The organism is Pandoraea sp. NPDC090278, assembly GCF_044772185.1.
Classification (GTDB): Bacteria; Pseudomonadota; Gammaproteobacteria; order Burkholderiales; family Burkholderiaceae; genus Pandoraea.
The window spans coordinates 488,045-499,862 of record NZ_JBIVYJ010000004.1 but is presented as its reverse complement, the minus strand read 5'-3'; the positions used below and the strand labels follow the sequence as shown (position 1 = coordinate 499,862).

Annotated in this window: 12 protein-coding genes and 1 other RNA gene; 6 read left to right on the top strand and 7 right to left on the bottom strand. The window is 61.9% G+C overall.

From position 1 onward, the window contains the following. Positions 1-49: 49 nt before the first annotated feature. The 4 genes from ACIQWO_RS17320 (at position 50) to ACIQWO_RS17305 (ending at position 4,530) form a co-directional block, all read left to right on the top strand. Complete coding sequence (locus ACIQWO_RS17320; RefSeq protein ID WP_402826518.1) at positions 50-1,423, top strand: peptidoglycan DD-metalloendopeptidase family protein; 1,374 nt, start codon at positions 50-52, stop codon at positions 1,421-1,423. 101 nt (positions 1,424-1,524) lie between these two features. Beyond that, positions 1,525-2,697, top strand: coding sequence for an anhydro-N-acetylmuramic acid kinase (locus ACIQWO_RS17315; RefSeq protein ID WP_402826515.1), 1,173 nt, complete (start codon positions 1,525-1,527; stop codon positions 2,695-2,697). Between the two features lie 142 nt (positions 2,698-2,839). After that, complete coding sequence (locus ACIQWO_RS17310; protein WP_402826512.1) at positions 2,840-3,343, top strand: SET domain-containing protein-lysine N-methyltransferase; 504 nt, start codon at positions 2,840-2,842, stop codon at positions 3,341-3,343. A gap of 11 nt (positions 3,344-3,354) precedes the next feature. Continuing rightward, positions 3,355-4,530 carry a trans-sulfuration enzyme family protein gene (locus tag ACIQWO_RS17305; RefSeq protein ID WP_402826509.1) on the top strand — a complete coding sequence of 392 codons (1,176 nt, stop codon included), beginning with the start codon at positions 3,355-3,357 and terminating at the stop codon, positions 4,528-4,530. Between the two features lie 129 nt (positions 4,531-4,659). On the opposite strand, the gene erpA is transcribed toward ACIQWO_RS17305, so the two are convergent. The 4 genes from erpA to rplM all read right to left on the bottom strand — a co-directional run bounded on the left by erpA (position 4,660) and on the right by rplM (position 7,162). Next, positions 4,660-5,025 (bottom strand): iron-sulfur cluster insertion protein ErpA, encoded by a 366-nt coding sequence (gene erpA / locus ACIQWO_RS17300; RefSeq protein WP_039396169.1) that lies wholly within the window; start codon positions 5,023-5,025, stop codon positions 4,660-4,662. Positions 5,026-5,122: 97 nt separating this feature from the next. Further along, positions 5,123-6,166: an N-acetyl-gamma-glutamyl-phosphate reductase gene (gene argC / locus ACIQWO_RS17295; RefSeq protein ID WP_402826506.1), complete on the bottom strand. Its 1,044-nt coding sequence runs from the start codon at positions 6,164-6,166 to the stop codon at positions 5,123-5,125. 162 nt (positions 6,167-6,328) lie between these two features. Next, positions 6,329-6,724 (bottom strand): 30S ribosomal protein S9, encoded by a 396-nt coding sequence (gene rpsI, locus ACIQWO_RS17290; protein WP_039396162.1) that lies wholly within the window; start codon positions 6,722-6,724, stop codon positions 6,329-6,331. A gap of 9 nt (positions 6,725-6,733) precedes the next feature. Continuing rightward, positions 6,734-7,162, bottom strand: a complete 429-nt coding sequence (rplM, locus tag ACIQWO_RS17285; RefSeq protein ID WP_010805091.1) for a 50S ribosomal protein L13 — start codon at positions 7,160-7,162, stop codon at positions 6,734-6,736. A gap of 638 nt (positions 7,163-7,800) precedes the next feature. On the opposite strand from rplM, the gene ACIQWO_RS17280 reads away from it, so the two are divergent. Next, positions 7,801-8,223, top strand: a complete 423-nt coding sequence (locus tag ACIQWO_RS17280; protein ID WP_039396159.1) for an OsmC family protein — start codon at positions 7,801-7,803, stop codon at positions 8,221-8,223. Between the two features lie 93 nt (positions 8,224-8,316). Here ACIQWO_RS17280 and rnpB read toward each other — a convergent pair. The 3 genes from rnpB to pyrC all read right to left on the bottom strand — a co-directional run bounded on the left by rnpB (position 8,317) and on the right by pyrC (position 10,698). Beyond that, positions 8,317-8,726, bottom strand: an RNA gene (gene rnpB, locus ACIQWO_RS17275) — RNase P RNA component class A. A 15-nt stretch (positions 8,727-8,741) separates the two neighbouring features. Then, on the bottom strand, positions 8,742-9,563 hold the full coding sequence (locus tag ACIQWO_RS17270) for a DUF3025 domain-containing protein (RefSeq protein ID WP_402826501.1): 822 nt from the start codon (positions 9,561-9,563) through the stop codon (positions 8,742-8,744). A 97-nt stretch (positions 9,564-9,660) separates the two neighbouring features. Then, positions 9,661-10,698 (bottom strand): dihydroorotase, encoded by a 1,038-nt coding sequence (gene pyrC / locus ACIQWO_RS17265; RefSeq protein ID WP_402826498.1) that lies wholly within the window; start codon positions 10,696-10,698, stop codon positions 9,661-9,663. A gap of 204 nt (positions 10,699-10,902) precedes the next feature. On the opposite strand from pyrC, the gene ACIQWO_RS17260 reads away from it, so the two are divergent. After that, on the top strand, positions 10,903-11,733 hold the full coding sequence (locus tag ACIQWO_RS17260; protein WP_039396153.1) for a class II glutamine amidotransferase: 831 nt from the start codon (positions 10,903-10,905) through the stop codon (positions 11,731-11,733). The last annotated feature ends 85 nt before the right edge of the window (positions 11,734-11,818 follow it).

The window sequence follows — 11,818 nt, the reverse complement described above, 5'->3', positions numbered from 1 at the left end:
GTGTCGCTCCGCCCGGGCTTTTTTCGTAAGTTGCGCAGAATTTTACGTGATGTGGCCAAAACTCCGTGATTTTTTTGCGCGTGAACTGCTGACCCTGATCGATCCCACGCAGCCGAAGCACCGTCGCAGAAAGGTGCAAATCGTGGCGACGGTCGGTTCGGCCCTGACGTTGGGAATGGTGACCGCCTTCGGCGTGGCACCGATGGTGCCGGATTCGGCACGCAACGGTGCGAGCGTGACTCTGCCGCTCACCTTCCCCGATCTGGCCAAACAAATCCAGCAGCTCGACGCGCAATCCCAGACCTTTATCCATCAAGTGGCGCTGCGGCGCGGCGAAACCCTCGGCGACATGCTTTCCCGGCTGTCGATTCAGGATCCCGCCGCCGAGAAGTTCATTCGCGAGAATGCCGTCGCCCGTCGCCTGATCGGCGTGCCCGCCGGGCAAGTCGTTCAGGCCGAAACCGACGACGACGGCAAGCTCGTCACGCTCTCCACCGTCCTGTCGACCGGCAGCACTGCCGCACAGCAGTTGGTGATCGAGCGTAACGACACCGGCCGTTTGCGCGCGCGCATGGAGCAGTTGGCGAACGACACCGAATGGGCCATGCGCTCCGGTGCGATTGCGGGCAACTTCTTCACTGCGATGGACGATGCGGGCGTGCCCGACGCCGTCGTCGCGCAGATGGTGAACATCTTCTCCGGCGTGATCAACTTCCAGCGCGACGTGCGCCGTGGCGACCGTTTCCGCCTCGTGTACGAGGTGATCAAGCAGCAGGATCGCACCGTTCGCACCGGGCGCGTGCTTGCCATCGAGTTCATCAATCAGGGCAAGACGCACCAGGCCATCTGGTACGCCGATCCGCAGGGCAACTCGCCCGACGGCGCGTACTACGGCTTCGACGGTCGCAACCTGAAGCAAGCCTTCCTGCGCACACCGGTCGAGTTCTCGCGGATTTCGTCGGCCTTCGGCGGTCGCGAGCATCCGTTCCAGCACAAGTGGAAGAAGCACGAAGGCGTGGATCTGGCCGCCCCGGTCGGCACGCGCGTGTTTGCTGCGGGTGACGGCGTCGTGAAGTTCGTCGGTACGCAAAACGGTTACGGCAATCTGGTCGAAATCGATCACGCGGGCAACTATCAGACGCGCTACGCCCATCTCTCCGGCTTCGGTCAGGGAATGAAGCCCGGCACGCGTGTGACGCAAGGTCAGGTCATCGGCTTCGTCGGTCAGACGGGCTGGGCGACCGGCCCGCACCTGCATTACGAACTGCGCCTCAACGGCGTGCCGCGCAATCCGTTCTCGACGGATGTCGCTGCCGTCGCCCCGCTCGCGGGCAACCGGCTGAAGCTGTTCGACATGTACGCCGAGAACCTGCTCAAGCGCATCGATCTGATGCGCACCGTGCAAGTCGCCGAACGCGATTGAGGTATGCTAGTCCGCACTGTGCGGGTGACGTCTGATCCATCGACGCGCCGCGCGCAGTGCAGGACTTCCTTCTCAAGCTCATCGCACGCGCGCGCCCGCACATGAACGACATCGCTCGTCACCTGGCCGATCCGGCCACCGCCTCCCTCGCTGCCTCCGCCAAGTCCGCTTGCTACATCGGCCTGATGTCCGGCACCAGTCTGGATGGCGTCGACGGTGTGCTCGTCTCGTCCGCCGACGGGCAAGTGCTCGCGGAAGCCTATCTGCCGTTCCCGAACGATCTGCGTGAGACGCTGATGGTGCTGCAAGCGCCCTCGGACAATGAACTGCATCGCGAAGCGCTTGCGGCGAATGCGCTGGTGCGCGTGTATGCCGAGTGCGTGGCGCAGTTGCTCGCTACGGCGGGTTTGTCGGCGTCTGCGGTATCCGCCATCGGCGCGCACGGGCAGACGATTCGCCACCGCCCCGGCGAGTTCGACGGCATCGGCTATACGCGCCAGCTCAACGCGCCTGCGTTGCTCGCCGAACTGACGAATATCGACGTGGTGGCCGACATTCGCAGTCGCGACGTCGCAGCAGGCGGTCAGGGCGCACCGCTCGTGCCTGCCTATCATCAGGCCATGTTTTCGGACGCTGGCGAGACGCGCGTCGTGTGCAATCTCGGCGGCATCAGCAATGTGACGATTCTGCCCGCTGCAGCACTGGGCCAGCCGGTGTCCGGTTTCGATTGCGGCCCGGGCAATGCGCTGCTCGACGGCTGGGCGGCACGCCACCTCGGCAAGTCCTACGACGACGGTGGTGCCTGGGGCGCGACGGGACACGTTGACCCGGCCTTGCTCGCCGCCCTGCTTAGCGAGCCCTATTTCCGTCAGACGCCCCCGAAGAGCACCGGACGCGACCTATTCCACGCGGCATGGCTCGACGCGCACCTTGCCGCCTTCCCCAACGTCTCACCGGTCGATGTTCAGGCGACGCTCGTCGCACTGACAGCGCAATGCGTTGCAGACGACGTGCTGCGCTTCGCGCCGGACTGCCAGGGCTTCTATGCCTGCGGCGGCGGCACGCGCAACCATGCACTCATGCAGGCCATTGCCGATCGTCTGCCGGGCGTGACCGTGGCGACCACCGACGCCCTTGGCGTTCCACCGCATCAGGTCGAAGCGCGCGCGTTCGCGTGGCTTGCCGAGCGCTGTGTGACGCGTCAGCCGGGCAATCTGCCGTCCGTCACGGGCGCGAAGGGCCTGCGCATTCTGGGCGCGCTCTACCCGCGTTAAAAGGTTCGCCTCCGCGATCTGCGGGCCTCCCCCCAAAAGTTGCCCGATTCGGCCTCGCTTTGCCGAAGCGTATGCCACTGTTACGACGTCAACTTCGCGCCCTGGCGCGCTTCTTCAGACGTATCTCAGAGGGGCATTCATCATGGGAAAAGTGCATTTTTCTTATCTGTTCGAAACACTGGAAGACGCTTATCCGTCCCCCAAGAAGTTCGAAGTCTGCCGACATAGTGACGGGGAGGGTCAAGGTGTTCGGACGCTGGTTCCGTTCATTCGGGGTCAACTTGTCAGCCGCATCACGGGGCTGCTCAGCAGCCAGCGTAAGTTGCATACGTTGCAGGTGAATGAGACGACGCATCTTTACGATCCGCACTTCTCCGGCATGCTGCTGCATTCCTGCTCGCCCTCGTTGATGGTGGACATGAAGCGTCTCGAGATTTTCGCCTTGCGCGACATCGAAGCCGGGGAATTTCTCACCATGGACTATGCGTCCACCGAGGATGTGCTGGCTCGGCAGTTCAAGTGCGGATGCGGTTCAGACGGTTGCCGCAGGTGGATTACCGGGTTCAGGGAACTGCCCAATCGCGAGGGGATGGCGTACCTCGCCGAGGTCAGCGCCGGCAGGAAGACACTCACTGCCAAGTCCTAGGACGGTCCGATATGCGTCACATTGAGACGGCGTCCATTCTTGGCGACCGCGGCGTCTCGGGCAACGAACACGAGAGGGGCGTCGCCCCCGCAATCCACTACAGCGCTGTTTTCGCTGCGTCAGACGAACGGGACTTTGCCGAGATGTCGACGGTGCCGCAGCACGCCAGGAATTACACGCGCTACGGTAATCCCGTGCACGAACGGGTCAAAGCCGTGATGGCCACCCTTGAAGGCACAGAAACAGCGCTAGTGACCGGCTCCGGCATGGGGGCACTGACAACGACGCTACTCGCCCTGCTCAGCGCCGGGGACCATGTGATCGCCCAACGGCGGCACTACATGAGTACCGCCAATCTGCTGGACGACATGTTGACCCGGTTTGGTGTCGAACTCTCGCTCGTCGACCAGACAGACACGCAGGCCTTCGCTCGGGCGATACGAAAGAATACGAAAGTCATCGTGCTCGAGTCTCCCGCGAATCCATTGCTCGAATTGACGGATATCGCGAGCGTTGCCCAAACGGCAAAGGCGCACGGCATTCTCACCCTCGCCGATAACACCTTTGCTTCGCCCGCAAATCAGCAACCTCACGCGCTGGGCGTCGATATCGTTGTGCACAGCGCCACCAAGTATCTCGGCGGGCATCACGACCTGACCGGCGGCGTCATTTGCACGAGTCATGCACTGGCAGAGCGCATCTGGCACACGCATGTCACGGTGGGATCGGTGCTCTCCCCGATGGATGCGTGGCTGCTGCTGCGCGGCGTCCGGACGTTTCCGCTGCGAATGGCGCAGGTCAATCAGAATGCACTGTCACTGGCCCGCAGGCTTTCCGAGCATCCACGCGTTGGCGGCGTCGTCTATCCGGGACTGGACTGTCATCCGCAATTCGATCTGGCCTGTCGGCAGATGCGGGGATTTGGTGGCGTGCTGACGTTTCGCGTCAAGGCGGGCGACGGTGCGGCCAGACGCGTAGTCGCCAACCTGCGGATTCCGCAAATGGCCGGGAGTCTGGGCGGCGTCAATTCGCTGGCGATCCATGTCGCCACGATGTGGGGTGGTACGAGAACGCAGTGCGCCGACGGCAACGACATTCCCGGCGATCTGATCCGCTACGCTGTCGGCATCGAACACATCGACGATCTGACGGAAGACCTGTTTCAAGCGCTGGATCGGTCCGCATGACGACGTACGGGCCGACAACGCCCGCTCCTCAGGGCACAAAAAAAGCCCCCTTCTCAGGGGGCTTTCTCACTGACCACGGTCGACGGTACGACGTTCAGCCGTCTTGTCGATTCGCAGTCGACGCGTCGCTCAGACCGAGAACGAGGAACCGCAGCCACACGTCGTGGATGCGTTCGGGTTCTTGATCACGAACTGCGCGCCGTTGATGTCTTCCTTGTAGTCAATCTCGGCGCCGACGAGGTATTGATAGCTCATCGAATCGATCAGCAGCGATACGCCGTTCTTGTCGAGCACGGTATCGTCTTCGTTAACATCTTCGTCGAAGGTGAAACCATACTGGAAGCCCGAGCAACCGCCACCTTGCACGAAAACGCGCAGTTTCAGGTCCGGGTTGCCTTCTTCGTCGATCAGTTGCTTGACCTTGTCCGCAGCGCTGTCGGTAAAGACCAGGAATGCGGGCATTTCCGTGACGGCGTCCTCAAGCAGTGCGCTCATCGCAAATCTCCATAAATCGGTTTGGTGTCATTCTAGCCCTATTCCCCAAATCGTGCCGAACGCCGGAAAATCAAGAGCTTAGTGACGATAAATACCGTTACGGCAGTACGGGAATATGGGTCAGGCCCATGTTCTCCGGCAGGCCGAACATCAGGTTCATACATTGCACGCCCTGACCGGACGCGCCCTTGACCAGATTGTCCTCGACGACGAGGATCACCAGCGTGTCGCCATCGTTCGGACGGTGCACAGCCATGCGCACATAGTTCGACGCACGAACCCAGCGCGTTTCCGGCATCGAGCCGGCCGGCAGCACGTCCACGAACGGCTCGCCAGCGTAATGCGTTTCGAACAGCGCCTGGAAGTCGGTGTCGCGCGCTTCGGGCAGGATCGTCGCGTACAGCGTCGAATGGATGCCACGAATCGTCGGCAACAGATGCGGCACGAACGTCAGACCCACGTCGTAACCGGCAATCGCTTCGAGACCCTGCTTGATTTCCGGGTGGTGACGGTGACCCTTCACGCCATAAGCCTTGAAGTTGTCAGCTGTTTCCGCGAGGATGAGCGACGTTTCGCCCTTACGACCCGCGCCGCTCGCGCCCGACTTGGCGTCGGCGATCAGATGCTTCGGGTCGACCAGCTTGCGGCCACTGGCGAACAGCGGTGCGTAGCCCAGCTGCACGGACGTCGGATAGCAGCCCGGCAGGCCGATCACGCGCGCGCTCTTGATCTTGTCGCGGTTGATCTCGGGCAGGCCGTAGACGGCTTCTTCGAGGATGTCCGGGCACGAATGCGGCATGCCATACCACTTTTCGAACGTGGCGGTGTCCTTCAGGCGGAAGTCCGCCGCCAGGTCGATCACACGCACACCGGCGGCCAGCAACTCGCGCGCCTGCGCCATTGCCACACCGTGCGGCGTCGCAAAGAACACCACATCGCAATCCGTCAGACGTGCGTCGTCAGGCGTGCAAAATGCCAGGTCGACACGGCCTCGCAGGTTCGGATACATATCGGCGACCGGCGTACCCGCTTCCTTGCGCGAGGTAATCGCCGTCAACTTCACTTCCGGGTGCTGCGCCAGCAAACGGAGCAGCTCCACACCGGTATAGCCGGTGCCGCCTACGATACCTACCTTGACCATGTCCTACCCCTTTCAATCGGAACCGCGATTCTATCAAGCTTCGACGACACTTGTGGGACGGTAACGTCCCTCGCATCTCTCGCGTCGCCAAAAGAAAAAGGCCGCGCGAGGCGGCCTTTTCTTGCATCCACCGAAGCGGATGCCCACAAGCACTCGTGGCGATTAACGCTTCGAGAATTGCTTGCGACGGCGGGCTTTGTGGAAGCCAACCTTCTTACGTTCGACTTCACGGGCATCGCGCGTAACGAAGCCTGCGGTCGACAGCGTCGGCTTGAGCGTCGCGTCGTAGTCGATCAGTGCGCGGGTGATACCGTGACGAACCGCACCAGCCTGACCCGTTTCACCGCCGCCCGAGACGTTGACTTTGATGTCGAACGTTTCGCCGTGGTTGGTCAGCTCGAGCGGCTGACGAACGATCATCAGCGACGTTTCACGAGCAAAGTACTCTTTGATCGGCTTGCCATTGACGATGATATCGCCCTTGCCAGCCTTGATGAACACACGAGCCACTGCGCTCTTGCGACGGCCGGTGCCGTAATTCCAATCGTTTTTGAACATGGCTGGCCCTTAGATCTCGAGCGACTTCGGTTGCTGCGCTTCGTGCGGATGGTTGCCGTCGGCGTAAACCTTCAGCTTCTTGATCATCGCGTAGCCCAGCGGACCCTTCGGCAGCATGCCCTTCACGGCCTTCTCGAGCGCACGGCCCGGGAAGCGCTCTTGCATCTTGCCGAACGTGGTTTCGTAGATACCGCCCGGGTAACCGGTGTGACGGTAGTACTTCTTGTCAGTTTGCTTTGCGCCCGTAACTTTCAGCTTGGCAGCATTGACGATGATGATGTAATCACCCGTGTCAACGTGCGGCGTAAATTCAGGTTTGTGCTTGCCGCGCAGACGGCGTGCCACTTCGCTGGCGACACGGCCGAGGACTTTGTCCGTCGCGTCAATCACAAACCATTCGCGCGTCACCTCTGCCGGCTTAGCGGAAAACGTCTTCATGATCGATCCAAATAAAATGCGTTTGCCCCATTAACACCAACTTCCTGCTTGTCTGCCGGCCACGTCCTTGCGACTCGAGGTCACATGGCGCAGTCCTGTGCTTGCAGGCTCTCCCTGATGCTTTTTCCGTGGGCATTTCCGGAAAAGCCGTTGATTATACAGAAAAATCGCCTCTCCGGTAAACGGCGTTTCCGGCGGCACAAAAAAAAACCCGAACCTCAATGGGTCCGGGTTAAATCCACCAAAGGAGGAGGGTGGAGGAGACACTTGCAGCGTTGCTGTGAAGCACAACAACCAATGACTGCAGTCTAGCAAACGGGATGGTGCAACGCAAGAAAATTTATAGTTCGAAATGCAAAACCATAATGTGAAACGCACAAAAAACAAGCATCATCACAAAAACTCATTGAAAATCAGTTAGATAAAACTTTCAAGCATCCTCCGCAGCGTCATCCTCTAGAGGGCAAAACCTAAATTTAGGGTTTATCCCCCTCAAAACCCGATCAAAAAAGCGCCAATATTGCGATGCAACAACCTGAGGCACGATTTGCGGTCATACAGGTTTGAGGCGGCGTCGTACGCAGGTTCTCGGAAGCCGCTACAATTTTTGCTTGAATGGGATATCGGGGTTTCGAAATATGGAATGCAAGGTTAGCTGGATGGGCCCGGGCGGCATGTCCTTCGTCGCACAGACGGGCAGCGGACACATTGTCGCGATGGACGGCGCACCGGAAGGCGGCGGCAACAATCTCGCGCCGCGTCCGATGGAGATGGTGCTGGTCGGCACCGGCGGATGCACGGCGTACGACGTGGTGATGATCCTCAAGAAGAGCCGCGCGGACGTGAAGGATTGCAGCGTGACGCTCAAGGCCGAGCGCGCCAGCGAAGATCCCAAGGTCTTCACGAAGATCCACTTCCACTTCACCGTGACGGGTCGCAATCTGAACCCGAGCGCCGTGGAGCGCGCGGTGACGCTCTCGCACGACAAGTACTGCTCGGCGTCGATCATGCTCGCGAAGACGGCAGAGCTCACGCACAGCGTCGAGATCGTGGAAGGCTGATAGCGACTGTCGTCGCCGACGCGGCACTCGCGGCGGTGGCACGCGCAGAAACACAAAAGGCTCCCTCAGAGGAGCCTTTTGCATTGTATTGGGATGCAGAGCCAGCCGGTAAGCCGGATTCTGTGAACGCGACTCGCGCCGCGCCTGACAATCATTCCTCTAGGCGACGCATCACTGCGCCGCTCAAGCTTCCTACCCGCAGGCTCCCGGGGGCCCCGTTGCCGACACGCGCGCGAGGCGCATGCCGCTCACCTGCCTATTTGGAATTGCTCCGGGTGGAGGTTACCGTGCCGTGTGCGTTGCCGCACGCCGCGGTGCGCTCTTACCGCACCGTTTCACCCTTACCTGATCCCCTGACTTGCGCCAGAGGCCATCGGCGGTCTGTTCTCTGTTGCCCTGTTCCGCGTCTCGCGACGGATGGCCGTTAGCCATCACCCTGCCCTATGGAGTCCGGACTTTCCTCCCCCTCCCCGAAAGGAGGCGGCGATTGTCTGGCCGACTCTGCGGGCCGAAGTGTATCACGGGGTGTCATATCGACGCAGGGGCTTTCCCGGACCTGGCGCCCGCTCCCGGCGCCCAGGGCGGAAGACGGACACGTCCCGATAAAACGCCGGATCGTCGTTCGCGGGCCACCACCCCGGGATGCCCAGTACCGGCAGCGGCGAAAAATCACGGGGGGTGAGGGAGACGGATGCGAGCCTCGGGGCGATCTGCGTGTCCAGCCATTCACGCCGCCGCGCGTCCGGCCATTCGAAGTAAGTCCGAGGAACGTCGACGATCCACGCGTGCGCGGTCACCGACTTGTAGGGCGTGACGAGCTTTTCCAGCAAGGCATGGCCGAACGGCTGCACTTCGCAGGCGCGCCCCCAGTCGGCACGACGCGCCACGAACAACGTCTGCCAGTCGAACGCCCGCAATGCCGCACCGAGCGTGGCATCGCTGCAAGCAAAAACGACGGCATTCTCGTCGAACAGCGTTGCGGCGTCGCGTGTCGCGCCTCGGGTGGATTGCACACCGTCAGCCGCAATGGCCGACGCCTGACGCGCATTGAGCGCCGCCTTGCCGCGCGGAAACGTCAGCCAGATCAGCGCGTTGAAGAAGTCGTGGAGATTCCGACGGGTGGGCACGCCCCCGGTGGACGCAATGAACGCCTCATAGGCGACACCGACGGGCAGATCGTCCTGCGCGACGAAGCGAAGCGCCCGTCCCTGCCCGCTGACCAGTCCAGCGTCCGCGGCCAGCGACGACAGCGCACCCCGCCAGTCGTCATCGGCTAGCACCGCCTGACCCGGCGCCGCCACGGCGCTAAACCACGGCGCACGCCAGTCGATCTCCGGCAATTCGGATGCTCCCGCCGAATTCAACGACGTTAGCGAACTCGACGACACGCGTTCATGCCTCGACATCATCGAAACGACAGCAAGCCGACGCCCAACCTCAGCCCTTGAACTTCCAGCCGATGACTTCACCGCCACGCAGCGGCACGACGGTCTGGTCGCCCATCGGCAGTTCCGCAGGCAGCGTCCAGTCTTCGCGCACCAGCGTGACCTTGTCTGCGTTGCGCGGCAGTTCGTAGAAGTCCGGGCCGTAGAAGCTCGCGAACGCTTCCAACTTATCGAGCGCGCCTGCCTTGTCGAACGCCTCGGCGTACAGCTCCACTGCATGCAGTGCCGTGTAGCAACCGGCGCAGCCGCAGGCGGCTTCCTTCACGCCACGGGCGTGCGGCGCGCTGTCGGTACCGAGGAAAAAGCGCGGGCTACCCGACGTGGCGGCCTTCACGAGGGCTTCGCGATGCGTCTCGCGCTTGAGCACCGGCAGGCAGTAATAGTGCGGACGAATACCGCCGGTGAAGATGGCGTTACGGTTGTACAGCAGGTGGTGCGGGGTGATCGTGGCGGCGATCGGGCCTTCGGCCGACGCGACGTATTCGGCGGCGTCTTGCGTCGTGATGTGCTCGAAAACGACCTTCAGCCCTGGGAAATCGCGACGCAGCGGCGACATCACCTTGTCGATGAACACCTTTTCACGATCGAAGATGTCGATGTCCGAACTCGTCACTTCACCGTGCACGAGCAGCGGCATGCCGACTTCTTGCATGGCTTCGAGCGCACCACGGCACTTGGCCAGATCGGTCACGCCGGCGTCCGAGTTCGTCGTGGCACCGGCCGGATACAGCTTCACCCCGTGGACGAAACCCGACGCCTTTGCGCGGCGGATCTCTTCGCCCGGCGTGTTGTCGGTGAGGTACAGCGTCATGAGCGGCTCGAACGTGTTGCCTGCCGGGCGTGCGGCGAGAATGCGCTCGCGATACGCGGCCGCGTGTTCGGTCGTGGTAACCGGCGGCTTCAGGTTCGGCATGATGATCGCGCGGCCGAACTGGCGGGCGCTGTCGGGCAGCACGCTCTTGAGCACGTCGCCATCGCGTACGTGCAAGTGCCAGTCATCGGGACGGGTGATAGTCAGTTCGGTGCTCATGGGCGTTTTCCGGGGGCAGGAGGGACGTCTAGCCCAATGCGACCGTAGCTGCGAAGTGCGAACAAGTGACGCGTCGACGCGACGGACCGCCTGGGCGGGAATGTACGTGCACAGAGGCCGGTGCTATGCTTCTGTAACCCCATATTGTAACGGTTGCGGCGCTCAGACACGACGTGCGCAGCCAATCATCGATTTGCCCGTCCCATGTGCCAACTGCTCGCAATGAATTGCGCGGAACCGACCGACATCACGTTCTCATTTACCGGTTTCGCGGCACGTGGGGGTGGCACCGATCACCATGCCGACGGTTGGGGTATCGCGTTCTTCGAGGACAAGGCCTGCCGCCTGTTCATCGATCATCAGGCCGCGGCCAACTCGCCCATCGCCGAACTGGTCAAGAAGTACCCGATCAAGTCCAAGAACGTCATCGCGCACATCCGCAAGGCTACGCAAGGCATCGTCGAACTGGAGAATTGCCATCCGTTCCAGCGCGAGCTTTGGGGACGTCACTGGATCTTCGCCCACAACGGTGATCTGCACGATTACGACCCGTTTCTCTCGGGCGTCTATCAACCAGTGGGGACGACGGACAGTGAGCGCGCCTTCTGCGACATCATGCAGGGCCTGCGCAAGCGCTTCCCCGGCTCGCAACCGCCGCTCGACGAACTGTTCCACGCGGTGGAAGACATCACGCGCACGATCACGCGCCACGGTGTGTTCAACTTCGTGCTCTCGAACGGTCAGGCCCTGATCGCGCACTGCTCGACCCGACTGCATTTCATCGCCCGTCAGTGGCCGTTCACCAAGGCGCACCTGATCGACGCCGACTGGGAGATCGATTTCGCCAAGTTCACCACGCCGGCCGACCGCGTCGCGGTGATCGCGACGGCGCCACTCACCGACAACGAAGTCTGGACGACCTTCGAGCCGGGCGAACTCATTCTGTTCGAGAAAGGCGCGCCGACGCTGCGCACCGTGGTGCCGATTCCGGAAGCGGTCCGTCTGCGCAACGCGCAAAACACGGCCTGCCAGTAATCGAGTGACGGCGGGCGACCTCGCGACGCGAAGTGTCTCTCGCGTCGATGCCCATAAAAAAAAGCGTGCCCGAAGGCACGCTTTT